The following is a 24,509-nucleotide window of genomic DNA, read 5'->3' as shown; positions in this document are numbered from 1 at the left end:
ATATCGTCTGATGTGGATTTTCGTCATGTTTGATCTGCCCGTCGGTACCAAGAAGCAGATGCGCGAAGCGACCAAGTTTCGCGAGTTCCTATTGGACGAGGGATTCGAGATGAGCCAGTTCTCGGTGTATGCTCGCTTCTGCAACGGACTGGACGCCTATGAGGCGCGGCTTAAGCGAATCGAGTCGAATCTTCCGGAGAAGGGCGACGTCCATGTGCTTAGTTTCACGGACCGCCAGTACGAAGGGATCGTCCGATTCTCGAGCCAGAAGCGAAAACGCCGCCGGGAAAACCCCGACCAACTGGCGCTGTTCTAGTTTTGTCCGGAGAATTGAACCGGCTGGATATCCTGTTTTTTCGTTCCCGTTCAGAACGTTGACAAGACATCCAGCCTAGCAGTTCAGAAATCGAAGGCCAGCGGCAGCCCCAGGCCCGCAATGGTCGTGCCGATCGTGAGCCTAGCAGTTCAGAAATCGAAGGCCAGCGGCAGCGGCACCATGCGGGCGCCATTCTGCGCCAGGAGCCTAGCAGTTCAGAAATCGAAGGCTAGGGCAGACAGGTCTTCACAGCCTGTACGTGTCGCCTTAGACCGGACTTCACCAACCGCCGCTTTGAGCCCATTCCGGAAGCCGCTGCCCTTCCCTTTTGCGCCTAAGGGGCGTTGTCGGAAATCAGACCTGCAGTTCGAATGCCGTGCGCTCCGGTCACCGGTCGCGAGCCTTCCGCAGCTCTGTCATCGCCTTGTCTCGTCGCACGCCGAAATCAATCTCGGCGGCCGCCCAGCGCTGTCGAAGGGCGGCTATCTGTTCGTCCAACGCCTTCAAGGCCTGATCTCGCTCCCGGTCGATCTGCTCGACGTCCTGCTGCAAGGCCTCGATTTTCCGCTTCTGCACCGCCGATGGTCCCTTGGCCGCCTTACGTTTGAATGCCTTTTCGATCTTGCCGATATCGACGCTCTCGGCTCGACGAATTACCTTTCCCGGTGCCGCTATCGCGGCGTCGAAGTCCGGTCCGTCCTTGATCTCCGACGCCAGGCCCGTAGCGAAAAGGTCCTGATCGCTGCCCCAGGCGTCCAGAGCCTTGGGTCGAGAACTCACGGCCACGGAATAGGCGTGGAAGCCGTCCGACCAACGAAAGACCTTCAATCGAGGAGCCATCCGCTCCTAGCGGGCGTGGGGTTTCAGGGTTCCCTCGAAACCTGGTCCCGAAAGCTTCCAGCCCAGTCGAATGGGACCAGGAAGTCGGACCGGTTTCTGTCTGGTCCCCGACATAGAAACCGGTACGGCCGATGGCGGTTCTTCCTGCAACCCAGGAGGACAATATGCTCAGGACATCGGCCATCATCGCCACAGCGGCTGTACTCGTCGCCTGCAATCCCGCGGAAACCGGCGGCGCCCCCGATCAGCAGAACCAGGCCGCCAACACGGTGCAGGATCACACCGCCGGCGTGGTCGGAACGGCGGCGGGACCTGCCGGCGCGCTTACCGACGGCGGATTCGTCACCAATGCGATCGTCGGGGGCCTTTACGAGGTCGAGGCCGGACGCATCGCGGCTCAACGCTCCACCAACCCCGCCATCAAGTCGTTGGGCGAGAAAATGGTCACCGATCACACCCGGGCGGGTGATGAACTGAAACCGATCGCCGCCCGGCTGAACCTCGCCGTCCCGGCGGCGCTCGATCAGCGCCACCAGGGCCTGATCGACAACCTGCGCGGCGCCACGGATCAGGATTTCGACCGGGTCTATCTCCAACAGCAGGAGGCGGCCCATAACGAAACCGCATCTCTCCTATCGACCTACGAGCGAATGGGCGGCCAAGCGGATCTCAAGGCCTGGGCGACCAAGACCGTCGCGGTCGTCCACGGTCATCAGCAACTGATCGACCGCCTGGACGAAGCCAACGCCGACGCGGCGAAATGACCGCGCCAGTCGACAGAGACGGTCGCCGCGGAAACGGCGCGACGCCGGACGGCGGCCCGTCCCCAGACATCCCCGACCGCGACGTCCTCAAGACTGGACGCCTGTCCCGGGAACGCGCGGGTCCGGATGGTCCCGAGGCGTCCATCATCGGCGAAACCTTCAAGCGCAAGCCCGCTGAGACTTCGAAAACCCCTAAATCAAAGGAGACCTGACCATGGCCGAGAAGACCCTCGACAACCTGTTCTACGACACGCTGAAGGACATCTACTACGCCGAGCGGAAGATCGTGAAAGCGCTGCCGAAAATGGCGCGCGGCGCCCAGTCGCCCGAACTGAAGGCCGCCTTCGAGAAGCACCGGGAGGAGACCGAGGGCCAGATCGAACGCCTCCAGCAGGTCTTCGAGATCATCGGCAAGCGCGCCCAGGGCAAGACCTGCGACGCGATCGAAGGCATCCTGGCTGAAGGCGACGAGATCCTCGAGGAATACAAGGACACCGACGCCCTGGACGCCGGACTGATCGCGGCGGCCCAGGCCGTCGAACACTATGAGATCACCCGCTACGGAACGCTCAAACGCTGGGCCGGCCTGCTTGGCTTCCAGGACGCCGTGGCCCTGCTCGACCAGACCCTTCAGGAGGAATCCGCGACCGATGAAAGCCTGACCGCCCTCGCGGACGCCAAGGCCAACGACAAGGCCCAGGGCGCAGAAGCCGCCTGACCGCCCATGGGCGCAGGGCTCAAATCCAAACTCCCCTTGTCGGCGGTGCATCTTTGCATCGACATGCAGCGGATGTTCACGGAGGACACGGCTTGGCGCACTCCATGGGCCGGTCGTGTCCTCCCAGTCATCGAGGAGGTCTGCGCCCGCAAGGCGGATCGAACCATCTTCACACGTTTCATTCCCGCCACGCGTCCGGGCGAAGGCGAAGGGATGTGGCGGGCCTATTGGGAGCGCTGGGCCTCAATGACCTTGGAGGCGATGGGCCCGGAGATGGTCGATCTGGCCTTGTCCCTTCAGCGCTTCGTCCCGCCCGCGCGGATCCTGAATAAAGCCAGCTATTCACCGTGGCGAGACGGACGACTTCACGCCGCGTTGCGGGAAGGCGGGGCGGGCACACTCGTGGTCACCGGCGCGGAGACGGATGTCTGCGTTCTGGCGACCGTCCTGGGCGCCGTGGACCTGGGCTACCGGACCGTGGTGGTGACCGACGCCCTGTGCAGCTCGGCGGACGACACGCATGACAAGCTCATCGATCTCTACAACGCCCGTTACGACCAGCAGGTCGAAACGACCGACAGCCGGGAGCTCTTCGATGCCTGGCGGTGACGGTCCGCCCCGGCGCACCGGCGGCCTGTCCTGGGGCCTCCGGTTCGAGGGTCCGCATGACCCCGAGACCCTGATCGCCGTCGACCTCGCCGAAGCGCTGGCGAAGGCCCACGAACGCGCCCTCGCCTGCCAGTGCAGCGCGTCCCTCTGGCGAAACGGCCGACGTCTGGCGGAAATCCCTTCCCGCTCGCTCGCCTCAAATGCGGCGCCTTCCCGTGAGCTGCTGGAGCAACTCGCCGCGGCCGGATGGTATGTGGTGGGTGGTCCAGAAGAGACAGACTTTAACGACTTCCACGCCTCGTCTGTCGCCAGTCAGGCGGACAGGATCGAATCCCGCTGATTCCGGACCGACTTGAACCCGCGATCCTGAGGCAGGTCGTCGTCGGAAGCAGGCGCTGTAGACCTGCGTTTGCCGACGGGCGGCGCCGACGGATGCGCGTCCCGTCCCTTCAGCTCCCGAACCTCCGGCGAAGGCTTCATGAGAAAGGCGGCTGGCCGGCGTCGCTCGCCGCCGCCCCCTCGGTCTCGCCAGCGAACTCGGCGGCTTGGGAAAGGGGCGGCCCGGCCTGAACTGCGCCCGGGTCGCCGTCCACGCGCGCGATGCCGACAATGGCCTCGTCTTCAGCCATCAGGGAGGCGGCCGCGTCGCCCGCCTGAACATCGATCTCGGCGGCGACACGGACAAGGCGGTCGCCTAAGGGGCCGCGAAGCGTAACGTCGTAGGTCTTGAGGGTCATGGCGTTCTCCAAAGGTGATCAGCTCACGGGGGCGGGCATATCGATACGAGCGTAAGGGGGCTCTTTGTGCAGATCGGAATGACCGCTGCGTCGCTCATGGTCGCGGTCGATGGCCTCGACCAGAGCCAGACCCTTCTCACGCCCCACCAGTTCAAGAAGGGCGTCGATCTTGGCCTCGACGCGGTCATCGTTTTCCTTGGAGGACGGCGAACCGACGTAGAGAAAATAGGCCAGGCCCACGACCTGCCACAGCAGTTGCAGGAACTCCGACTGCCAGTTCTCGAAGGTGTCCCGCCCCATTTCGACGAGCCAGGCCCCCAGTTGGGCGGGCTGGCCGTGGGTGCGCGCCTCTTCGACGAAAGCGAACCAGCCGAACAGCCAGTGTAGGCCGAAGGACACGACGAAGAAGGCGAGGGTGATCCAGGCGTAGGCGTAGCGTTTCAGCATGGGAGGGCCTCCCGGGCCTAAGGGCTTAGTGGGGGCTGAGCACCACCTTGGTCCATTCGTTCTGGTTTTCCTTGAAGTTCCTGTAGCCCTCGGGCGCCTGCTCGAGCGGCAGGCGGTGGCTGATGAGGTCCGTGGTGTCGATCCGGCCTTCCAGGATCATCTGCAGCAGATCAGGCAGATAGCGTTGCACATGGGTCTGGCCGGTCTTCAGGGTCAGTCCCTTCTCCATGAAGGCGCCGACCGGCCATTTGTCGGCGAAGCCGCCATAGACGCCGGGCACCGAGACCGTGCCGCCCTTGCGCACGGCCATGATGGTTTCGCGCAGCACATGGGCGCGATCGGTGCCGAGCCTGGTCGTGGTCTTGATCGCATCGACGATGTTGTCGGGCGAGAAGCCGTGGCTCTCCATGCCTACCGCATCGATGCAGCTGTCCGGACCCAGACCCGCCGTCATTTCCAGCAGAGCCTCTCGGACCTTCACCTCATGATAGTTCAGCACCTCCGCTCCATTGGCCCTGGCGAGCGCCAGCCTGTTGGGGTGGTGGTCGATGGCGATTACCCGGCCAGCGCCCTGGAGCACCGCGCTCTTGATAGCGAACAGACCGACGGGACCGCAGCCCCAGATCGCCACCGTATCGCCCGGTTGAATCTGGCAGTTCTCTGCCGCCATCCATCCCGTGGGGAAGATGTCAGACAGGAACAGGACCTTCTCGTCCTCGATCCCGTCGGGGATCTTGATCGGACCGTAGTCGGAATAGGGCACGCGCGCGTACTGCGCCTGCCCGCCGGCGTAGCCTCCCGTCAGATGGGAGTAGCCGAAGGCGCCGGTCATCGATTGGCCGTAGAGGATTTCCGACGCGTCCGCCTTTTCGGCCGGATTGGAGTTGTCGCAGGCCGCCGGCATCGACTTCTCGCAGAAGAAGCATTGGCCGCAGGCGATGACGAAGGGCACGACCACCCGGTCGCCCTTTTTCAAACTGGTGGCGCCCCGGCCGACCTCGACCACCTCGCCCATGAACTCGTGGCCGAGGATGTCGCCGTTGGACATGCCCGGAATATAGGAGTCGTAGAGGTGCAGGTCCGACCCGCAGATCGCCGTCGCCGTGATCTTGATAATGGCGTCGCGAGGGTTGACGATTTCGGGGTCAGGAACGGTATCCACCTGAACATTGTGTTTGCCGTGCCAGGTCAGGGCGCGCATCGGCGTCTCCTCGTTGAAGGGGTGATCAGAAGTGCCGCGACGCGCGGGGCGCGGCGTCGGGCGCGCGGGAGGTGGAAACCTCGCCCGTCTCCATCAGCTGTTTGAACCGGCGCAGCTCGCGACGGGCCTGGATACGCGGCTCGCGCTGCATCACCTTGGCGACGACCTTGCCGATGACGCCGCCCGGCGGATCGTAGCTGATGAACACCCGGACTTCCGTCCCCCGCCCGAAGGCGTTATCCCGGAACTCGATCCAGCCCTCGTGATCGATGTTGGACCCCTCGCTGGAGCGCCAGGCGATCCGGTCGCCCGGCTGCTCCTCGACGATCTCGCTGACCAGCTCGACATCCTTGCCACCTGGTCCCTCCACCAGCCAGCGTGACCGCCGGGCGTCGAGCACCTCGACCGCCTTCACGGTCTCCGAAAAGGTCGGAAGCTTCGAGACGTCCCGCCAATAGGCGTAAAGCGCCTCACGCGGCCGATTGATCAGGACCGCGCGGAGGCTTGAGGCCGCGAACTCACCCTCCTGCAGGTCCTTGTCGAGGAAGGCGGTGGAGCCGACATCGGCGTCGGTGGAAACCTCGTGGGCGGGCATGGGAAACTCCGGCGGGGGAGCCTGAAGAACCGGTCGCTCTGCGGCTTGGTTGCGTCGGGTACCCGACGGAACAGGCGTTTCCACGAGGGGTTGATCTGGCGTCCCATTCCCGGAGAACCGCCATGACCGACGCCGAATTTCGTCCGCTCGCTATCGTCACCGGAGCCTCCTCCGGCATCGGCTATGAGCTCGCCAAACTGTTCGCTGAGGACGGATACGATCTGGTCATCGCCGCCGACACCTCGCTGGCCGAAGCCTCGCAGGCCCTGACCGCCATGGGAGCCCACGTCACGGCCGTCCACGCGGACCTAGCGCACGAGGAGGGCGTCCAGAGCGTCTACGCGGCGGCAGCCGGCCGTTCGATCGACGCCCTCGCGGCCAATGCCGGCCATGGGCTCGGCAAGGGCTTCCTGGATCAGGACTTCGAGGAGATCGTCGGGGTCATCAACACCAACATCACCGGAACACTTCGACTGGCCTATCTGGTCGGACGGGAGATGCGCGAGCGCGACCGGGGCATGATCCTGTTCACGGGATCCATCGCCGGCCTGATGCCAGGCAGCTTCCAGGCGGTCTACAACGCCTCGAAAGCCTTCGTGGACAGCTTCTCCTTCGCCCTTCGCAACGAACTGAAGGACACGGGCGTGACCGTGACCGTGTTGATGCCGGGCGTTACGGATACCCAGTTCTTTGAACGCGCCGATCTGATGGACACCAAGGTGGGTCAGGACGACAACAAGGCCGACCCCGCCGATGTCGCCAAAGTCGGATATGAGGCCATGAAGCGGGGAGACGGCGATGTCGTCGCCGGTTTTGGCAACAAGGTCCAGGCGGCGATGGCCGCCGTCACGCCTCAGACCGTTCTCGCGGAACAGCACCGCAAGATGGCCGAACCGGGCTCAGCCTGACGGGGCAAACCCAGGTGGCGTCATCCAATCCGCGACGTGAGGCGTATGGGACCGTAAGGAGAGCGCCATGGTTTCGCTCACGGCCACTTACGACAGCCCGCCTGAAATCCTCGTGGTGGACGACGAGATCATCCTGCGCACCCCACGAGGCGACACCGTCTACAGTCGATGGGCGGCTCAGGAGTTGGCTGCGGCCCTGAACGCCGCCCTCGCCCGTTTGCCGTCACCCGACAACGAGTGATTTCGGCAGGACGCCCAGTTCAACAGCCTGCTGCTTCAGCGCGCCGTAACAACTGCACGACTGACGCGTCAGGCTCCCGCGATCCAGGATCAGGATCTTGCCCCGAAGATGGCGGATGGAGCCGGCTGACTTGAGAGAGCCGAAGGCTTCCACGACCGAGGTTCGCTGCACAGCCAGCAGTGACGCCATTTCCTCCTGCGTGAACCGGATCTCCCGCGCGCCCGCGAGATCCGCCGCCGTCAGAACCCAGCGCGCCACGCGGGCGGAGATGGGATGCGTCGCCGCGCAGGCGCCGTTGTAGACGCCTTGAACCTGGTAGTAGTAGCCCAGCGAAATCAGCGCATGGCGCAGGGTTGCGCTCTGATCGGCAAGCAGGCGCAACGTACTGGCCGAGATCATCCAGGCGTCTCCCGGCAATCTCACCACGGTTCTCCAGGCTGACGCCGCATGGGCGATGAAGGGCAACAGCCCCGTCACGCCTTCAGCGCCGACCACGGAAACCTCGATAGCGGACCCGTCGCCCTGGGTGAGAATATTGGTGATCTGGGCGTCGATCGGGAAATGCACAGTCTCCACGTCGAAACCCTGTTCGACAAGCAGCGAACCCGCCGCCAAGAACACCCGCCGCAGATACGGCGCCAAACGCTCCGTATCTTCCGGGGACAGCATGTCCAGAAATCCATTACCGGTCATCTTACGCTCCGACTCGAGCGCAAATCGGCTTCGGTCTGAAGGGGACGTAACAGGCCGCCGCTATACCAACCGTCGGCTAGCCGACATGGAGCAAACGGATCATCCGCGGTTCAGTTGCTTGACAGGTCATGAGCCCTGCCCCCTGCCTGATCTCGCCCCGGCGGCCGTTACGTCAGGCGTCCGACAGACAGGTCGTCGATATAGTTGCACCTTCGCCAAGGCTGGGGGCCAACGGATGTCAAAAGACTATCAGATGCATTTCGAGCGCCCCGACGGGGCGATCGGTTTGACGCTGTTCTTCACGGCCGATGACGACGAGGCGGCGATCGCCACCGCCACGCGCGAACTGAACGAACATTCGAGCTTCGCGCTGGTGGAGGTCTGTCAGGGTCCACACACCGTGTCTAGGATTTCTCGCTAGCTCAGCTTTCAGTCTGGCTGTTCGTCACCGCCGCCCGTGTCGAAAGGCCTGGCCTGCGAGAGCCACCTCTTCGGGCAGACTTGGAATGGATCCGCGAACCACGGCTTACGCCACGCCCGTCACGTGACGACGACGTCGTGCCGCCCCTCGGCGATTTCTTCGATGAGTTTGGCGCAGAAGGCCGGAAGGTCGTCCGGCTTGCGCGAAGTGATCAGCCCCTGATCGACGACAACCTCTTCATCCACCCATTGAGCGCCTGCATTCGTCAGGTCCGCTTTCAACGAGGGCCACGAGGTCACACGGCGACCGTCGAGGGCGTCGGCGTCGATCAGGGTCCAGGGTCCGTGACAGATCGCGCCGATCGGCTTTCCGGCTTTGTAGATCTCGGAGATGAAGGTGATTGCCTCGGGCTCGAGGCGCAGGGCATCCGGATTGATCACCCCGCCCGGCAGGACGAGGGCGTCGTAGTCAGCCGACGTCGCCTCGGACAGGGGGCGATCGACGGCGACGGTCTCGCCCTTGTCATGATGTTTGAAGCCTTGGATCCTTCCGCCCTCCGGCGCCACCACCTCTACCGTCGCGCCCTCGGACTTCAGCGCCCTGGTGGGATCGATCAGCTCCACCTCTTCGAAACCGTCCGTCGCGAGCACCGCAACGCGCTTACCCGAGAGTCGTCCAGCCATGATCCTGTCCCTTCCATGTTTGTGAGGCTCTGAGTGAGCAGTTCGCCGCCATCCAGCGCGTCACGCGGGTTGGCGATTGCCGCCCGTCGCCGCGAAAATCTGGCCTGTCGAATAGCTGAGGGCCGGGTCGGCGGCCGCGACATAGAGGCCGGCGATCTCGGCCGGCTGGCCGGGGCGGCCGAAGGGACTGGTGGATCCGAAATTCTCCAGCTTCTCCGGCGTCGCTCCGCCGCTGGCCTGAAGCGGTGTCCAGAACGGTCCGGGCGCGACGGCGTTCACACGAATGCCGCGCGGCGCGAGCTGGGTCGCCAGGCTCTTGGTGAAGTTCAGGACCGCCGCCCGGGTCATGGCGTAGTCCATGATGTCCTCGGAGGGATCGCCGGCCTGCTCGGAAGCCGTGTTTATGATCACCGCCCCCTCGCCCAACACCTCCAGTGCCGATCTGGTCAGCCAGAAGGGCGCATAGACATTGGTCTTGAAGGTGGCGTCGAAATCTTCGCTGGTGATGTCGGTGATCGACGGCCGAGTCTGTTGGCGTGCGGCGTTATTGACGAGGATGTCGAGGCCGCCGAGCGCCTTGACGGCCTCTTCGATCAGTCGTCGGCAAAACGCTTCCTCCCGAAGATCACCGGCGATGGAGATTCCTTTTCGCCCCTCGGCCTCGATCAAGGCGATCACCTCATCCGCGTCCGACTGCTCCTCGGGCAGGTGATTGATCACGACGTCCGCGCCCTCACGGGCGAAGGCGATCGCGGCGGCCCGCCCGATGCCGCTGTCTCCCCCGGTGATCAGGGCGCGCTTGCCGGTCAGTTTTCCGGACCCCTCATAGGTGGTCTCGCCGTGGTCGGGGCGCGGCTCCATCCTTGACGCCAACCCGGGCCAAGGCTGCCTTTGCGTCTTGAAGGGCGGGGTCGGATAGTCAGGCGTGGGGGACGAGGCGTCGGCCATTGGAGCGCTCCGGAGTGTCTCGGATCAACCGAAAGGCCGCCGAGCAGGTTCCAAAGCAAAATGAATACCTTCGCCGACCGACGGAGGAACCTTGCCGGCGCGGGACGCCTTTCTGGACATTCCCCGCAGAGAAGAGTTTTCCATGTCCATCCTCGACAAGGTCCTCGGCCGCGACGACCAGCCGCGATCCACGCCGAACAAACCCGACATGCCGATGCAGCACGTGCTGGATCATTTGGCGCGTCTCAACGGCAAGCCCATCGAGACCCTGACGCCGCAGGAAGCGCGTCTGCAGCCGACGCCGACCGACGCGGTCAAGGCGATCCTAGAAGAGACGATCAAGGATCAGGACCCGACGCTCGGCATCCAGACGCGCGACATCACCATCGACGGCGCGGCCGGCCCGCTTCAGGCCCGGGTCTACTCGCCAAACCTCGACAGCGACGACCTGAAGCCCGTGGTCGTCTATTTCCACGGGGGCGGCTTCGTCATCGCCGATCTGGACGTCTACGACGGAGGCCCGCGGGGCGTCGCGCGGTTTGCTGACGTCGTGGTCCTGTCGGTCCATTATCGCCAGGCGCCCGAAAACAAGTTTCCGGCCGCTCATGACGATGCGATCGCCGCCTGGAAATGGGCGCTGGCGAACGCCCAGACGATCGGGGGCGATCCGCAAAGGATCGCGGTCATGGGCGAAAGCGCCGGCGGCAATCTGGCGATCAATGTCTCGATCGTGGCGCGCGATCAGGGCCTGACCGCGCCGAAGCACCAGGTGCTGGTCTATCCGCTCGTCGGCAACAACCTGAACACCGAGAGCTATGTCGAGAACGCGACCGCCAAACCGCTGAACAAACCCATGATCGAGTGGTTCGTGAAGCATACTTTCGACGATCCGTCCCAGACCGCCGATCCACGCGTGAATGTCGTGGGCGCCGCCGATCTGCACGGCCTGCCCTCATCGACCGTCATCCTGGCCGAGATCGACCCGCTCCGCACCGAAGGCGAGCAACTGACCGAGAAGCTGGAGGCCGCCGGCGTCGACGTGCGTTCCAAGACCTTCCACGGCTCCACCCACGAATTCTTCGGCATGGGTCTGGTGGTGCCCGACGCGGCGGTCGCCCAAACCTTCGCGGCACATGAACTGAAGCGCGCGTTCGGGACAGCCATTCTGCCGTTCTGAGCGTTCAGTCGTCTGAGGCTCGTGGTGACGAACAGCATACCCCGGCCCACGGGCCCAATAGCCGGGGTTCATCAGGGAGAAACACGATGCAGAACCGATATGATCGAGAACGGAACTACGGCGATGACGGGCATCGCCGCGATGACGATATGACCTGGGAAGGCCGCGACCGCAGCCGTGACGAAGGTCGAAGCTGGTCAGGCGGCGCCGAGCGGGACTTCCGCCGCACGGAAGGCTATGGCCAGTATTCGCGCGGCGATCGGTACGGCGACGACCGCGAGCGCTCATCCGCGGAACAATATGGATATGGCGCCCAGCGAGGCTATCGCGGCCGATCGGACCGTGACGGCGGCGACCGCCTCGGCCAAGCCTCACGGTCCGGCGAGTTCGGCCAGGACTACGGCTATACTCGCGCCTATGGACGCGATGTCGGCTTGAACCGCGATCGCGGCGATAGCTCACGAGCCTATCCTGATCATGGCTATGCGCCAGGCGCCCAGATCTGGGAAGGCCAGAGTCGTGCGTTCGGTCAGCGAGATTACGAGCCCGACTATCTGCACTGGCGTGAGCAGCAGATGTCGAAGTTCGACCGCGACTACGACGACTGGCGCTCCGAGCGACGTCAGAAATTCTCGTCCGACTTCGACACCTGGCGCAGCACGCGCGGCAATGCGATCGTCGAGAACGTTTCGGACGGCGGCACCGGAAGCCAGAAGGACGTCAAGAACAGCTGAGCCCTTCGGGTTCGCTAAACGAAAGGGCCCCGGTTCGCCGGGGCCCTTTTCACATGCGGCTCTGGGGGTAACCTCAGTCCGACCTGAACCGCCACTTCATGATCACAACGGCGCTGGCCATCACCAGGGCGCAGGCGTTGGCCAGCGCCACCGGCCAGACCCCGGCCGCGACGCCGTAGGTGGTCCAGAGCACGAAGCAGGTCACCGTCAGGGCGTAGGTCTTGAGGCTGACCGAGGAGGCGTCTCGCTCCCGCCAGATTTTAATGATCTGGGGCGCGAAGCTGGCGATCGAGCAAAGGGCTGCAGCGCCGCCGATCAGATCGACAGTCGACGGCGTCAACGGCGGGCGCTCCCCATCACGGTCTGGTCTGCGCCGGGGCGATGCGCCAGATGGTGTTGGACAGGTCGTCGGCGACCAGAAGGATGCGCCGCGTCGGATCGAAGAGCACCCCGACCGGCCGTCCGCGCGCGCCGGCTTCGGTCAGGAAACCAGTGGCGAAATCCACCGGCGGACCCGACGGGCGACCGCCTGAGAAGGGAACCCAGGTCAATTTGTATCCAGAAGGATCCTGGCGATTCCAGCTTCCATGCTCGCCGATGAAGGCGCCCTCGCTGAAGGCTCCGCCGAAGCCGCCCTGGGTCGCGAACGACAGGCCAAGAGCCGCGACATGGGCGCCCAAGGCGTAGTCCGGCGCGATGGCGGTCGCGACCAACTCCGGCTTCTGCGGCCGGACGCGCGGGTCGATGTTCTTGCCCCAGTAGCTGTAGGGCCAGCCGTAGAAGGCCCCTTCCCGGACCGAGGTCAGATAGTCGGGCACCAGTTGCGGCCCCAGTTCGTCGCGCTCGTTGACCACCGCCCAGACCGCCCCGGTCCTCGGTTCGATGGCCAGGGCGGTCGGATTGCGGATGCCGGTCGCCATGGTGCGACGGGCCCCAGTCGCACGGTCTATAGCCCAGACCACCGCCCGCTCCTCCTCCACCGCCATGCCGCGCTCGCCGACGTTCGAGTTGGAACCGATACCGACGTAGAGGGTCTGACCGTCGGCGCTGACGGTCAGCGACTTGGTCCAGTGGTGGTTGATCCGGGACGGGAGTTTGGTGACCTCCTCCGGCGCGGCGGTGGCGCGGGTCTGCCCCGGCGTCCAGGGGATACGCACCAGGGCGTCCTGATTGGCGACGTAGATGAAGCCGTCGACGAAGGCGAGGCCGTAGGGGGCGTCGAGATTGTCGGCAAAGACGGTCCGGACCTCGGGCCTCCCGTCGTTGTCCGCGTCGCGCAGCAGGGTCAGGCGGTCGCCGCTCTCGACCTGGGTGTTGCCCTTTTTCTTGATCGGACCGGCGAGGACGTCCTTGGGTCGCAGGGGCGGCGCATTTCCCCCGCGCCCTTCGGCGATCAGAATGTCCCCATTGGGCAAGACCAGCATCTGGCGCGGGATCTGCAGATCGGTCGCCATGGCCGTGATGGTGAATCCGGCGGGCACGGTCGGCGTCTGGCCGTCCCAACCGGTCGGGCCGGTCACCCGCATGGGTGGGATCAGGGTCTCGCGGATGTCCGGCAGATCGGGCTGGGCGCCCGTCTCGTTGAGGTTGGGATCGCTGCGACCGCAGGCAGCCAGGACGAGGGTGGCGAGGCAGACGCCGAGGGTGGTGCGGATCATCGGGCGATCTCCTCATCGGACGCGCCGGAGATAGCGATGAAGCCGGCGATCAGTGCCAGCAGACTGCACAGGATGGACAGGGTGAGGCCGAAGGCGCCGACCGAACTCCAGCCGTCCTGGCTGTGCTTGAAGGCGTTGATCAGGCCCAGAACGAACATCAGGACCAGAGCCCCAAACTCCACCACCCGCCACAGCCGGATCGAGGTCCGCAGCGACAGGACGATGGCGACAAGGGACCAAGCCGCCGCGATCCCGCCAAACACCAGAGCTCCGGTGATCAGCCATTGGGAAAAATTGGTCCACTGAATCTCGGCCGTCTTCAGATAGGCGATGTCGGTCAGGACGCCGATGGTGAAGAGCGCCGCCGGAAAGGCGAGGATCAGCCCATAGAGCCCTCTCAGGCTTTGTCTTATGCCCAATGTCGTCGTCCGCATTCCCGCCTCCAGCCAGCCTCGAGACAAAGGCAATCCCTTGGGGCCGGTATGGTTTCATCGGGGAGGCTGTGCCGATTGCCTCGGGCACGAGGACTTTCCCGGGCGGCAATCCCAGCCATCGCTCGATCGTGGTGCCCGTTGCCCATCGGGTTATGAGCGCCAAGCCTTGCCGAACGCGCGGCTCAGACGACAAGTCTCGACTAGGGCGCCGACCATCCACGAACGTGAACGATGGCCGTTCGGGGATCGGCATGAAACTGGAGATGCGCATCGGCGTGGCCCTGACCGGGCACATAGTCGATGGTGACCCGCGAAACCTCCTGGCCGATCACCCCCTCCACCTCCACGGCGGACGCAGTCTCATCGCCGTAGTTGAACACACGGATTTCAGCGACATAGCCGTTCGACGTCGGCGAGGTCTGTTGGATCCTGGCCGTCAGGTTCGACGGCCTGGTCGGCTGCACGGCTTCCCACACGACGATGCCGATTGCTGCCAGTGTCACTACCAGCCCCACGGCCGCTGCACACCACTGCAGTACGGGAGCTCCAGACGATGGCCGTGATGCCTTAGAAGCCATGGCCGTCAAACCAGAAGCCGTGCCGCAGCAGCCCCGATCGACGCGGGGAAACCAAGAACCACGGTCGTCTGAATTACGCCGGCCAGAGAATCGCCGGCCGTTCGCCCGAACACGAAAAGCACAAACAAGCTGACGCCCAGCGCGATCGCATAGCCCGGCAGCGTAAAGTGAAAGAAGGCGACGACGGGGTGACCGGCCTCCTCCTGACCTGCGAAGCCAGCGTTAAACACGATCATATGCAGCAAAAGCAGGGAGATGCCGATCAGGGCGAGGGCGTGAGCCGCCGTCGCCTTGTAAGAGATCAGGATCATCTCCTCTGTCGGTGCGACATTCAGGGCGAAGAACAATGCGCCAGCGGCCATCAAGAACAGTTCTCCCCCGTATGACGCCTCGTCCTCGTCCGTTTCACCTCCGCCTTCTCCGCTTAACTGGCGGCGAGCAAGGAGCGCTCCCATCGCGCCGGGCACCGCCTGCAAGGCAATGAGCCCGACGATCTCACGAGCGGTCGCATCCCAGCGAATGACGCCGAAGGCGGTCAGCAGAACCGCAACCACCACAGCGCCGACGCCCAAGGCGACCGCCGTGTCGAGAAGATCCGCTCCCAGCCCCCGCGCCTTTGAGAAGCCCGCGTAATAGGCCAGGCCGAACAGCAACGGCAGGCTCGCCAGCATGAAGGCCAACAGCCGCCAGCGATCCATGGCTACGCCCTGGAGCCACATCTCCATCGTCATCAGGAGCGGGATGTTGAACACCAGGGCCCCGGCGAATGCTCGACCGAGCGCTGCGGCGTAGGCGCGCTCTCGCTTGACGTCGATCACGGGAAGTCGCGCAGTCGCGGTCATGGTCCGGCAACGCTTTCGAGCAGACTTTGCTCCCCAACCTGGCCCCATTCATCCCGATGACAGAGACCCTTGATCGTGCCTTGGTCAGTATCCGATCACCGTGGGCAGCGCCTGCCAGCAGATCGCGACGAAGCTGACGCCTGCGCCTAAGGCCGCCAGTTGGTTCTGAAAGCGCAAGCGTTCGGTCTCTGACCGCCGGAGCCGGCGCACGGCGAGCCACAACAACCCCGCCGTCGTGAGAGCGCACCCAAGGCTGAAGGCCAAGGTCGCAGCACGCCAGACCGGATCGTCGGTCGTGGCGACCACGTCGGCCAGGCTGGCCAGGCTGTAGACGCCTAGGAAGTGCGCCGCCCAGACCAGTAGGCCGCTTGTCATCCATACCCAGGCCCGCATCTCAGCCTCCTGGAAACAGGCGAACGAGAAGGGTCATGAAGCCCCCCTGCCCCGCCGTGTAGGCGAGGAACAGGCCGATCAGTTCGAAGGTCGACGGGCGCCTGGCCTCGACATGGCCGGCGATCCAGCGAAGCCCGGCGTAGAGGGCCATCAGGGCGACGATGGCGACGAAGAAGCCCTGCCAGGACAGGAGAAAGAAGACGGTCGCCCCCTGCCCTGTCGCGGACGCCTTGAGCCCGGCGGCGATCCAGCTTTGCAGATCCACCCACCAACCGCCGCTGATCAGCGCAGCGGCGAGGATCATCAGCAGGGTGGCGATGACGGAGCTGCGCGGGCGATCGAACGCCAAGGCCCGACAGGAAGCCCAGGCCAACCCACCGCCGGCGACATAGCCGCCGACCGTCACCAACAGCGACGTCAGGTCAGGCGGCGCCATCCAGTCGTCCGGGTTTCGACTCCACAAAAAAATGTAGCTGAAAGCCGCCATGGCCAGCACCATTCCCGCCACGATCAGGGTGATCACCATGGCCCACCAGCCGTGACTGGACGGACCGCTGGCGTAGGTCGGGACGCGGATGCCCGCTCCGATATCGACCGTCTCCGCGACCTGAGGCCTGTCCAGCATCCAGCACCAGCGCATGACACACCACACCGCCAGCACCCCGCTGACGGCCGAGGCGACGTAGGCTTGTATGGTCAACAGCAGGAAGAGGCCCGCCGTGAACGCCGCCGCCCAGACATGCCAGCCCGAGGGCGTGGGCATCCGCTGAAGATATTGGGGCTCCGCGTTCAGGGTAGAGGTGACCAGGGTCTCGCGCCCTCCGGTCGGGGCGTTCGGCAGGAAATAGCGTCCCGCCTCAACGTCGCGGGCCAGATTCTTCTGCTCCCACAGGGGATAGAGGCTGGTGACCACAGGAATTGAGCGCACCGAGTAGAGGCCGTTCGGCAACCACTCCAGTCCCGCGCCTCCGTGCGGATTTCCCGCGTCCCGTTCTCCGAACGGGCGGAAGTTACGGATCATGTCGATGATCCACAAAAGGACGCCGATGGCGGTGATCGCCGTACCGATGCTGGAGATCAGGTTGGGCAATTCCCACCCGCGCCCGGGCAGATATGTGAACACCCGGCGCGGCATCGCCATCAGCCCGCTGAGGTGCATCGGCAGGAAGGTCACGTGCATGCCCGTGAACATCAGCCAGAAAGCCCATTTGCCCATCCGCTCACTGAGCGGACGGCTGGAAGACATCGGCAGCCAGTAGTAGATGGCCGCGAAGAAGGGGAAGACCATGCCGCCGATCAGCACATAGTGCAGGTGGGCCACGATGAAGTAGCTGTCGTGAGCCTGCCAATCGAACGGCACCATGGCCACCATGACCCCGGTCAGCCCGCCCATGACGAAGGTGATGATGGCCCCGAGGACGAACAGGCCGGGCACGGTGAACCGCATCCGACCCGCCGCGATGGTGGCGATCCAGGCGAAGACCTGAACGCCCGCCGGCACCGACACCGCCATCGACGCAGCCGAGAAATAGCTGGTCGAGATGGTCGGCATACCGGTTGTGAACATGTGATGGGCCCACACGCCGAAGCTGATGAAGCCGGTGGCCAGCATGGCCAGAACCACCGCCGTGTGTCCGACCAGAGGCGTACGGGCAATGGCTGGGATCATGGTCGACATCGCCCCGGCCGCCGGCAGGAAAATGATGTAGACTTCCGGGTGGCCGAAGAACCAGAAGAGGTGCTGCCACAGCATTGGATCGCCGCCCTTCAGGGGATCGAAGAAGGGCCAGGAGAAGACCCGTTCCAGCTCCATAAGGGTCGTCGCCAGAATTACTGACGGGAAGGCGATGATGATCATTCCGGCGAAGATCAGCATGGCCCAGGCGAAGATCGGCATCTTCGCCAGTGTCATGCCGGGCGCCCGATTGCGCAGGACGCCGACGATGATCTCGATGGCACCGGCGATGGCCGAAATCTCGATGAAGCCGATGCCCAACAGCCAGAAGTCGGCATTGATCCCCGGTGAGAAGGCGGTCGAACTCAGCGGCGGATACATGAACCAGCCGCCGTTCGGTGCCAGGCCGAAGAACAGCGAGCAGAAGAAGGCCAGTCCGCCGATCAGATAGGCCCAGAAGGCGTAGGCTGACAGACGCGGAAACGGCAGGTCGCGCGCCCCCAGCATCTGGGGCAGGAGCAGCACCGCCAGGGCCTCGACGGCGGGCACCGCGAACAGGAACATCATCATCGTGCCGTGCACGGTGAAGATTTGGTTGTAGGTTGCGGCCGGCAATATCCCGCTCATCGGCACGGCCAGCTGGGTGCGGATGAGAACCGCCAGGATTCCCGCCAACACGAAGAACAGCATGGCCGCGCCGACGTAATAGACGCCGACGAAGTTGTTGTTGATGGCGGTGATCCACTGCCAGCCCTTCGGCCGGCACCAGATCTCCTCCAGCTGTTCCAGCTCGCCGTCCGGCCGCGCCCCCGTTGTAGGGAAGCGTTTGTATTGGTCGGTGTCGAACCCGGTCTCGCTGCTCACTTCAGGCTCTCAAGCCAGGCGGAGACGTCTCGCAATTCCTGACCGGTCAGCACCGGATAGGCGGGCATGCGGTTGCCCGGCTTGATGGACTGGCTGTCGGAGATCCAGCCCGCCATCACGCCCTGATTGTTGGGCAGGATGCCTGCCCCCAGAGTTCGTCGCGAACCGACGTGGCTCAGATCAGGCCCCGCCTGACCGTTGAAGGCCGTTCCCGCCACCGTGTGACAGGCGCCGCATCCGGCCCGTCCGAAGACCTCTGCGCCGGGCCCCGGGAGGGCGGCGGTCTCGACCGGCGTCGACTGCTTCCGCAGCCAGGCCGCGTACTGAACGGGTTCATGAGCGACGACGACCAGCCCCATCAGGGCGTGCGGCCCACCGCAGTATTCGGCGCACTGGCCGCCATAGGCGCCGGGTGCATCAGCCTGGATTCGCATCAGGTTGCGCCGGCCAGGGATCATATCGACCTTTCCTGACAGGCGCGGGACCCAGAAGCTGTGGATCACATCGGCGGCTTCCAACTCCAGAACCACGGGGCGCCCGACCGGGATATGGACTTCGTTGGCGTCCTGGAAGGTCTCGCGCCCCTGATCGTCCAGATAGGCGACCCGCCACCACCACATCTCGCCAGTAACCCGGATGCGCGTCTCGCCCGGTTGGGGCTCCTGCGTCAGATGACTGGTCAGGCTGAGACCGTAGATCAGCAGGGCGCTCAGCACCACGACAGGGAACGCCAGGCCGCCGGCCCACACCAGCCGGGCCCCGCCGAGGCGCGCTCGCCAGCGCCGCGGGCCGAACAGGGCAAACCCAAGCGCGATCAGCACGACCAGCAGAACCGCGCCTCCCATGCCGAACAGCACCCAGGACAGCGTGCTCACCGGCCCGGCGAACGGCCCCGCTGGATCTAGCGCGGCCGGCGGCCAGGCGGCGGTTCCATCAATCGAACCGCTACTCATCGAGCGTATAGAGGTAGGCGGCGATATCCCGCGCCTCCGCCTGTGTCAGCGGCATCGCCGGCATGGCGGTCTCGGACGACATCGCGGGCGCGTCGATCAGCCAGTCGACAAGTACATCCGGCCGATTTGGGAAACGGCCGCCAATCATCGGACTGTCGGAGAAGCCCCTCAGAGAGGGTCCAGTCAGACCCGCGGGCCAGCGGACCCCGGGAATGACGTGGCAGGCCGCGCAACCGACCCGTTGCATCGCAGCCAGCCCCCGCTCGGCGTCGGCCCCCATGATGGTTCGCGGCGGCTCCGTCTTGTCCACGCAGGCGCACAGCAGCAAGGCGACACTGAGCACGCCCCACCTCACGCTGTCTCCCGATGGATTGCGGCTTCGCTCATCACGCCCCCTTGGTCTGAGGGATGAACCCCGCCCCCATGGCCAAGGTTCCCTCGACTCGAGTTCCGGCCTAGCCGCCGCAAGCGGAACCGTGGGCGTCAAATCGTGTTCGATCCGGATGCGTCCGCGCCTTCTCCTTTGCCTTCTGGGCCTGACCGCCTGCTCGCCCGGCTCAAACGAGACCGGTGAGGCCTTCACCTGCACCGGGCAGGTCATTGCAATGGGCGGCGGTGAGGGCGGACCAGGCAACGCCTGTTTCACCTGCCACGGTCTGGACGGCGCCGGGGACGGCGTCAGCGTCCCTAGGCTCGCAGGTCTGGACGCCGGCTATCTGCAGAAACAGATGGAAGACTACGCCGGCGGCATGCGTCAGGACACCGTCATGTCCCAGGTCGCCCGTTGGCTGGATGACGGCGACCGACGCGCCGTTGCCGCCTGGTACGCCGCCATGCCTGCGCCGCCGGCGCTCGGAGCGCCAGGACCAGCCCCCGAGGTCTATTTGACCCGCTGCGCCGCCTGCCACGGTGCGGACGGTCGCGGCGTCGGCTCGGGCAATCCCGCCTTGGCGGCGCAGCCTGCGGCCTACACCATCGACCAACTCAATCGATGGCGAGCGGCGAAGCGGCGGAATGATCCGCGCAATGTTATGGCCGAAGCGATCGCCGGTCTCAGCGCCGCCGAGATATCCCGAATAGCCGTCTGGCTTGAGACCGCACCCGCTGCTCCACCGCCCGATAACGACGCTGCCAGCGCGTCCGTCGCGGCTTCGGCTGCGGCACGACCGGCAGCATTCCATGGAGAACGTCGTCCCGATCGATGATCTGGTGTTTGATCGCCGCCCCGACATGTAGGGGGATCATCAGCAACAGTGTCGCGATCATCGCCCAATGGAGCCACTCATTGACCGCCTCGATCTGCCAGCGCCGCACGAACGTCAGATCCTGCATGGGCAACAGGGGCCAACGAAGCAGACCCAGCAGGGTCAGATCCTGATCGCGAGCTGTGGCCGAGATCATCATCCAGCCCGTCAGCGGCAGGCCGAACAAACAGGTGTAGAAGACATAGTGGGTGATGCTGGCGGCGGTGCTTTCCCAACCTGGCTTGTCGGCGTCGTTGATCGGGCCGGGCGCCAGCAGTCTCCATGCGCCGCGTCCCAAGGCCAGGACCAGAATGAAAACACCGATGAGGTAGTGCAGATCGTGCGCCGCCACCTTGGCGCCGCCGACGGGCAGCTGGCCCATCCACCAACCCCAGAAAAGCTGGAAGACGACAAGAACGGCCATGGTCCAGTGGAAGACGATGGCGACGGGCGAATAGCGGCCCTCGTCATGATGGCCCGCCGCCCATTCCAGGATGTTGACGACTAGCCGATCGATCACGTCGCTTGATCCACGCGAACCACGGGGCGGTCAGGCCCGATCCAGCGCCCAAGGACCAACAGCGCCGCCGCCAGATAGATCGCCGCCGCCGGGGCCCACATGATCAGCCCGGCCGCCTGCTGGTCGGCCAGCGGCGTGAACCCCCAGGCCTGTGTCGTCAACAGGTGCGGCGCATAGAGCGGCTGTTCGGCGAAGGTCAACAAGGCGCCCAGCAGCCCCATGGCCACCATGGCGATCAGCAGATGTGCGACGGCCGCCGGCGCCGGCGCCCGCCGCACCTCCATCCAGAACCAGACCGAGGACGCCAGAAGACTGGCCTGCATAATCCAGTAGACGAGATCGTTCGACAGGGCCGCGGTGTAGGCGGACGGCGCGTGCCAGGCCCAGAAGACCGCCGCCTGAACAGCCGTCGCCACCGCCAGCGATCCGACGCGCGGGAATGGCAGGACCCAGGCGATCAGTGGCGCAGCCACGGCGACGAGCAGAACGTGGTGCACCGTCCGTGCAGCGAACAGGGCCGAGCTTAGAGCACAGAGAGGCGAAACGAATCCGATAGCCAGCACCACCAGCGCGAGCAGTCCGATCCCCCGCTCACGGCCTCTCTTCCGCCAGATCATCCAGCCTGCGGCGAGGACGAACAGGCCAAGCAGCACCGGATCGAAGTTCCAGCGCCACTCCCCCGGGTCCGGGGCCGGGCCGCAATAAGGCGACCAGAACGGCGCGCCTGTATTCATCTGCGCTCCGGCAGGGCGTAGGCGATCACATAGTCGCCGTTGGGCGTCTCCATGAAGTGGTGCCCCCCGGCCATGATGACCAGATACTGGCGACCGTTCTGCTCATAGATGATCGGGTTGGCCTGCCCGCCAGCGGGCAGGACGTCCTGCCACACGGTCTTTCCGGTCTCGATGTCCACGGCGCGGATCAGGTCGTCGGTCGCCGCAGCGATGAAGATCAGACCGCCAGCCGTCACCGCCGCCCCGCCGTTGTTGGGCGTGCCAATGTCGATCGGCAGCATGGAAGGAATGCCGAAGGGTCCGTTCTTTCGCGCTGTGCCGAAAGGACGATCCCAGACGGTGCGGCCGGTGCGGATGTCGATGGCGCGGAGGCCGCCGTACGGGGGCTGTTTGCACAGCATGCCCGTCGATCCCATCCGCCAGCCGGCGTTGACGTCGATGGCGTAAGGCACGCCCTGCTGCGGATCGCCAGCCCCCTCGGCCGCAGGGCCCTTCTTTTCGCGCGGATCGCCGCGCGGGAACCAGCCCGCCTTGTCGGCCACGGCGCGCGGCACCAAGCGGTTGAAGTTGGGCATATCGTTGTAGTTGGCGATGATCCAGCCACGGCGCGGATCGACCGCGACCCCGCCCCAGTCCGAGCCTCCGTTATAGCCCGGATACTGGATCCAGCGGCGATCGGCCGTCGGCGGGGTATAAGGCCCGTCATAGGCGGCCTGGCGGAATCCGATGCGGCAGACCATCTGGTCGATCGGCGACATGCCCCACATGTCCCGCTCGGTCAGCCGTTTCTTGGCCAAGGTGTGGAAAAGGGAGAAGGGCTGGGTCTTCGACCGCTGGGCCGCTTCAACCCCGCCCTGGGGCACGGGTCGCTCCTGAACGCCGGTCAGCGGCCGCCCGGTGCGACGATCAAGAATATAGAGGTCGCCCTGTTTGCTGGGCAGCAAGATGGCCGGGGTCACGCCGCCTGCCGATGGATAGTCGATAAGGGTCGCTTGAGAGCCCAGGTCATAATCCCAGACGTCCATGTGCACGGTCTGGAATGACCAGGCGGGGCGGCCAGTATTGATATCCAGCGCGACCAGGGAGGTGGCGTATTGGTTCTCAAGCGCAGAACGCTGGCTGCTGTAATAGTCGGCGGCCGAGTTGCCCATCGGCAGGTAAACCAGACCCAGTTGGTCATCGCCGGTCGCCGTCGTCCACATGTTCGGTGTGCCGCGCGTATAGGTCTGCCCTTCGGGCGGCAGGCCGGCGATGTCGGGCCGCGCCATGTCCCAGGCCCAGCGCAATTCGCCCGTCCGCGCGTCAAAGCCCTTGATCACACCCGACGGGGCCTGCCGATACTGACCATCCAGAACCTGGTGACCGGTCACGATCACGTCGCGAACGATGGTCGGCGCCGAGGTTATGGAGACCATCCCAGGAATGACATCTCCCATGCCGGTCTTGATGTCGACCGCGCCATCAACGCCGAAGTCTGCGCAGGGACGACCGTTCCTGGCGTCCACGGCGATCAACCGTCCATCCAGCGTGCCCTCAATGATCCGGGCGGCGCAGGCGGCCACGGGAGCGGGGGTTGCAGGTGTGCGGGCCGGCGTCGATGTCGGCACACCCCCAGCGGCCGGCTGGGCGGTCGCGGCCGAGGCGGTTTCGTAATAGGCCACGCCCCGGCAGGCGGCGGTATAGGGAATCCAGTCATCGGACACCTGCGGATCATATCGCCAGCGTTGCTGTCCCGTGCCGGCGTCCAGGGCGATCAGGACATTGCGGGCGCTACACAGATAAAGGGTGTCGCCGACTTTCAGAGGCGTGGTCTCAGCGCCCCATTTTTCCTCGGGAAGATCGCCGGTGCGGAAGGTCCAGGCGCGCTCTAGCTGGCCCACGTTGTCGCGGTTGATCTGGGTCAGGGCCGAAAATCTCTGCGCCCCGTGGGTCCCGCCGTAGGCCGGCCAGTCCGCGCCCGCCGTCTCGCCGGCTGCATTGGCCAAGGCCGCGCCCTGGACGGCGTCTGGCGCCGACGCCCTGTTGGCCTGTCCGACGATCAGGCTGAACACCGCGGTCAGAACGACGAAGCCGCCCCCGCCGATCAGGGCCAGCCGTCTGCCTCGCTCGGGCGTCAAAACTGGAAGGGAGAGAATGACCCCGACCAGAAGCACGGCCGGCGCCACGAGGCGAGGCACCAGGGCCCACCCGTTCAGCCCGACTTCCCACAAGGCCCAAAGGAAGGTGGCGGCGAAGACGCCGATGTAAACCCAGGCCCCGGACGCTTTAAGTCGCGCCAGCATAGCCCCGGAAATAACGAGACCGAGACCTGCCAGCACATAGTATGGCGAGCCGCCTAAGGCGATCAGCCAGCCTCCGCCGATGATAAGGGGCAATCCCAGCAGAATCAGCAGGATCCCAAACCCCCGAACCAGAACAGCACCCAGCCCGTGTGCCTTCGATCTCGCCATCGACGTCTGCTCCATCAGCTTGACAGGAGAAGCATCCAGATAGCCATGGGTTCCCTGCCGGACGATCAGCGCTCTCGCCTGTCTCCGGGGGCCAACAGCGTGACAGTTGCTGACAACCGAGCCAGCCTGACC

Annotated in this window: 30 protein-coding genes and 1 pseudogene; 11 read left to right on the top strand and 20 right to left on the bottom strand. The window is 65.0% G+C overall.

The annotated features are described in order from the left end of the window. Nucleotides 1-10 precede the first annotated feature (10 nt). Nucleotides 11-316, top strand: coding sequence for a CRISPR-associated endonuclease Cas2 (cas2, locus tag ACO2Q1_RS02470; RefSeq protein ID WP_423327961.1), 306 nt, complete (start codon nt 11-13; stop codon nt 314-316). Between the two features lie 387 nt (nt 317-703). On the opposite strand, the gene ACO2Q1_RS02465 is transcribed toward cas2, so the two are convergent. After that, nucleotides 704-1,144 (bottom strand): hypothetical protein, encoded by a 441-nt coding sequence (locus ACO2Q1_RS02465; protein WP_423327960.1) that lies wholly within the window; start codon nt 1,142-1,144, stop codon nt 704-706. A gap of 176 nt (nt 1,145-1,320) precedes the next feature. Between ACO2Q1_RS02465 and ACO2Q1_RS02460 the strand changes: the two genes are divergently transcribed. The 4 genes from ACO2Q1_RS02460 (at nt 1,321) to ACO2Q1_RS02445 (ending at nt 3,587) form a co-directional block, all read left to right on the top strand. Next, on the top strand, nt 1,321-1,920 hold the full coding sequence (locus ACO2Q1_RS02460; protein ID WP_423327959.1) for a DUF4142 domain-containing protein: 600 nt from the start codon (nt 1,321-1,323) through the stop codon (nt 1,918-1,920). A gap of 214 nt (nt 1,921-2,134) precedes the next feature. Continuing rightward, on the top strand, nt 2,135-2,638 hold the full coding sequence (locus tag ACO2Q1_RS02455) for a ferritin-like domain-containing protein (RefSeq protein WP_423327958.1): 504 nt from the start codon (nt 2,135-2,137) through the stop codon (nt 2,636-2,638). 6 nt (nt 2,639-2,644) lie between these two features. Next, a complete protein-coding gene (locus ACO2Q1_RS02450) occupies nt 2,645-3,247 on the top strand; it encodes a cysteine hydrolase family protein (RefSeq protein ID WP_423327957.1) in 603 nt (200 codons plus the stop codon). Further along, on the top strand, nt 3,234-3,587 hold the full coding sequence (locus ACO2Q1_RS02445; RefSeq protein WP_423327956.1) for a hypothetical protein: 354 nt from the start codon (nt 3,234-3,236) through the stop codon (nt 3,585-3,587). The genes ACO2Q1_RS02450 and ACO2Q1_RS02445 overlap by 14 nt, the downstream gene beginning before the upstream one ends. Before the next feature lie 136 nt (nt 3,588-3,723). Here ACO2Q1_RS02445 and ACO2Q1_RS02440 read toward each other — a convergent pair whose 3' ends face one another. Genes ACO2Q1_RS02440 through ACO2Q1_RS02425 form a run of 4 tightly spaced genes read right to left on the bottom strand, consistent with a single transcriptional unit; the run spans nt 3,724 to nt 6,227 of the window. Then, a complete protein-coding gene (locus ACO2Q1_RS02440) occupies nt 3,724-3,984 on the bottom strand; it encodes a hypothetical protein (RefSeq protein WP_423327955.1) in 261 nt (86 codons plus the stop codon). An 18-nt stretch (nt 3,985-4,002) separates the two neighbouring features. Further along, a complete protein-coding gene (locus ACO2Q1_RS02435; protein ID WP_423327954.1) occupies nt 4,003-4,431 on the bottom strand; it encodes a DUF6766 family protein in 429 nt (142 codons plus the stop codon). Between the two features lie 25 nt (nt 4,432-4,456). Next, complete coding sequence (locus ACO2Q1_RS02430) at nt 4,457-5,632, bottom strand: zinc-dependent alcohol dehydrogenase (protein ID WP_423327953.1); 1,176 nt, start codon at nt 5,630-5,632, stop codon at nt 4,457-4,459. Nucleotides 5,633-5,657: 25 nt separating this feature from the next. After that, nucleotides 5,658-6,227 (bottom strand): SRPBCC family protein, encoded by a 570-nt coding sequence (locus ACO2Q1_RS02425; protein ID WP_423327952.1) that lies wholly within the window; start codon nt 6,225-6,227, stop codon nt 5,658-5,660. A 122-nt stretch (nt 6,228-6,349) separates the two neighbouring features. Between ACO2Q1_RS02425 and ACO2Q1_RS02420 the strand changes: the two genes are divergently transcribed. Together ACO2Q1_RS02420 and ACO2Q1_RS02415 are read left to right on the top strand one after the other, a co-directional pair. Then, a complete protein-coding gene (locus ACO2Q1_RS02420) occupies nt 6,350-7,135 on the top strand; it encodes an SDR family NAD(P)-dependent oxidoreductase (protein ID WP_423327951.1) in 786 nt (261 codons plus the stop codon). Nucleotides 7,136-7,202: 67 nt separating this feature from the next. Continuing rightward, nucleotides 7,203-7,376: a hypothetical protein gene (locus ACO2Q1_RS02415; RefSeq protein WP_423327950.1), complete on the top strand. Its 174-nt coding sequence runs from the start codon at nt 7,203-7,205 to the stop codon at nt 7,374-7,376. On the opposite strand, the gene ACO2Q1_RS02410 is transcribed toward ACO2Q1_RS02415, so the two are convergent. After that, complete coding sequence (locus tag ACO2Q1_RS02410; RefSeq protein WP_423327949.1) at nt 7,359-8,069, bottom strand: Crp/Fnr family transcriptional regulator; 711 nt, start codon at nt 8,067-8,069, stop codon at nt 7,359-7,361. The genes ACO2Q1_RS02415 and ACO2Q1_RS02410 overlap by 18 nt on opposite strands. Nucleotides 8,070-8,322: 253 nt before the next feature. Here ACO2Q1_RS02410 and ACO2Q1_RS02405 point away from each other — a divergent pair, with 253 nt between their 5' ends. Beyond that, nucleotides 8,323-8,490 (top strand): hypothetical protein, encoded by a 168-nt coding sequence (locus ACO2Q1_RS02405; RefSeq protein WP_423327948.1) that lies wholly within the window; start codon nt 8,323-8,325, stop codon nt 8,488-8,490. 119 nt (nt 8,491-8,609) lie between these two features. Here the strand turns inward: ACO2Q1_RS02405 and ACO2Q1_RS02400 are convergent, their stop codons facing one another. Continuing rightward, the gene (locus ACO2Q1_RS02400) at nt 8,610-9,173 is read right to left on the bottom strand and encodes a type 1 glutamine amidotransferase domain-containing protein (protein ID WP_423327947.1); all 564 of its coding nucleotides are present in this window, start codon (nt 9,171-9,173) and stop codon (nt 8,610-8,612) included. 60 nt (nt 9,174-9,233) lie between these two features. Beyond that, entirely contained in the window at nt 9,234-10,034 is an 801-nt protein-coding gene (locus tag ACO2Q1_RS02395) for an SDR family oxidoreductase (RefSeq protein ID WP_423327946.1), read from the bottom strand. A gap of 229 nt (nt 10,035-10,263) precedes the next feature. Between ACO2Q1_RS02395 and ACO2Q1_RS02390 the strand changes: the two genes are divergently transcribed. After that, nucleotides 10,264-11,298, top strand: a complete 1,035-nt coding sequence (locus ACO2Q1_RS02390) for an alpha/beta hydrolase (protein WP_423327945.1) — start codon at nt 10,264-10,266, stop codon at nt 11,296-11,298. Between the two features lie 86 nt (nt 11,299-11,384). Then, nucleotides 11,385-12,032, top strand: coding sequence for a hypothetical protein (locus ACO2Q1_RS02385; RefSeq protein WP_423327944.1), 648 nt, complete (start codon nt 11,385-11,387; stop codon nt 12,030-12,032). A gap of 73 nt (nt 12,033-12,105) precedes the next feature. Here the strand turns inward: ACO2Q1_RS02385 and ACO2Q1_RS02380 are convergent, their stop codons facing one another. From ACO2Q1_RS02380 to ACO2Q1_RS02340, 9 genes are all read right to left on the bottom strand, one after another. Further along, the gene (locus tag ACO2Q1_RS02380; RefSeq protein ID WP_423327943.1) at nt 12,106-12,372 is read right to left on the bottom strand and encodes a SemiSWEET family sugar transporter; all 267 of its coding nucleotides are present in this window, start codon (nt 12,370-12,372) and stop codon (nt 12,106-12,108) included. Between the two features lie 16 nt (nt 12,373-12,388). Further along, nucleotides 12,389-13,690 carry a PQQ-dependent sugar dehydrogenase gene (locus ACO2Q1_RS02375; protein ID WP_423327942.1) on the bottom strand — a complete coding sequence of 434 codons (1,302 nt, stop codon included), beginning with the start codon at nt 13,688-13,690 and terminating at the stop codon, nt 12,389-12,391. Further along, nucleotides 13,687-14,124, bottom strand: coding sequence for a DUF2231 domain-containing protein (locus tag ACO2Q1_RS02370; protein ID WP_423327941.1), 438 nt, complete (start codon nt 14,122-14,124; stop codon nt 13,687-13,689). The genes ACO2Q1_RS02375 and ACO2Q1_RS02370 overlap by 4 nt, the downstream gene beginning before the upstream one ends. Before the next feature lie 200 nt (nt 14,125-14,324). Beyond that, a complete protein-coding gene (locus ACO2Q1_RS02365; RefSeq protein WP_423327940.1) occupies nt 14,325-14,627 on the bottom strand; it encodes a hypothetical protein in 303 nt (100 codons plus the stop codon). Between the two features lie 80 nt (nt 14,628-14,707). Further along, nucleotides 14,708-15,520 carry a TIGR02587 family membrane protein gene (locus ACO2Q1_RS02360; protein ID WP_423327939.1) on the bottom strand — a complete coding sequence of 271 codons (813 nt, stop codon included), beginning with the start codon at nt 15,518-15,520 and terminating at the stop codon, nt 14,708-14,710. A 108-nt stretch (nt 15,521-15,628) separates the two neighbouring features. Then, nucleotides 15,629-15,937 (bottom strand): hypothetical protein, encoded by a 309-nt coding sequence (locus ACO2Q1_RS02355; RefSeq protein ID WP_423327938.1) that lies wholly within the window; start codon nt 15,935-15,937, stop codon nt 15,629-15,631. Between the two features lies 1 nt (nt 15,938). Further along, complete coding sequence (locus ACO2Q1_RS02350; protein WP_423327937.1) at nt 15,939-18,476, bottom strand: cbb3-type cytochrome c oxidase subunit I; 2,538 nt, start codon at nt 18,474-18,476, stop codon at nt 15,939-15,941. Next, nucleotides 18,473-19,351 carry a cytochrome c oxidase subunit II gene (locus ACO2Q1_RS02345; protein ID WP_423327936.1) on the bottom strand — a complete coding sequence of 293 codons (879 nt, stop codon included), beginning with the start codon at nt 19,349-19,351 and terminating at the stop codon, nt 18,473-18,475. The genes ACO2Q1_RS02350 and ACO2Q1_RS02345 overlap by 4 nt, the downstream gene beginning before the upstream one ends. Nucleotides 19,352-19,421: 70 nt before the next feature. Then, a complete protein-coding gene (locus ACO2Q1_RS02340) occupies nt 19,422-19,772 on the bottom strand; it encodes a c-type cytochrome (RefSeq protein WP_423327935.1) in 351 nt (116 codons plus the stop codon). Here ACO2Q1_RS02340 and ACO2Q1_RS02335 point away from each other — a divergent pair. Further along, nucleotides 19,708-20,466 (top strand): annotated as a pseudogene (locus tag ACO2Q1_RS02335) (c-type cytochrome); the annotation flags it as partial. The gene ACO2Q1_RS02340 and the pseudogene ACO2Q1_RS02335 sit on opposite strands and share 65 nt — an antisense overlap. A 16-nt stretch (nt 20,467-20,482) precedes the next feature. On the opposite strand, the gene ACO2Q1_RS02330 reads toward ACO2Q1_RS02335, so the two are convergent. Genes ACO2Q1_RS02330 through ACO2Q1_RS02320 form a run of 3 tightly spaced genes read right to left on the bottom strand, consistent with a single transcriptional unit; the run spans nt 20,483 to nt 24,377 of the window. Further along, a complete protein-coding gene (locus ACO2Q1_RS02330; protein WP_423327934.1) occupies nt 20,483-21,193 on the bottom strand; it encodes a cytochrome b in 711 nt (236 codons plus the stop codon). Beyond that, nucleotides 21,190-21,927, bottom strand: coding sequence for a cytochrome c oxidase assembly protein (locus tag ACO2Q1_RS02325; RefSeq protein ID WP_423327933.1), 738 nt, complete (start codon nt 21,925-21,927; stop codon nt 21,190-21,192). Before ACO2Q1_RS02325 ends, ACO2Q1_RS02330 begins: the two co-directional genes overlap by 4 nt. Next, on the bottom strand, nt 21,924-24,377 hold the full coding sequence (locus ACO2Q1_RS02320; protein WP_423327932.1) for a membrane-bound PQQ-dependent dehydrogenase, glucose/quinate/shikimate family: 2,454 nt from the start codon (nt 24,375-24,377) through the stop codon (nt 21,924-21,926). Before ACO2Q1_RS02320 ends, ACO2Q1_RS02325 begins: the two co-directional genes overlap by 4 nt. Between the last annotated feature and the right edge of the window lie 132 nt (nt 24,378-24,509).

It is taken from the genome of Brevundimonas sp. VNH65 (assembly GCF_049445955.1).
GTDB lineage: Bacteria > Pseudomonadota > Alphaproteobacteria > Caulobacterales > Caulobacteraceae > Brevundimonas.
This window is presented reverse-complemented; position numbering and strand designations above follow the sequence as displayed.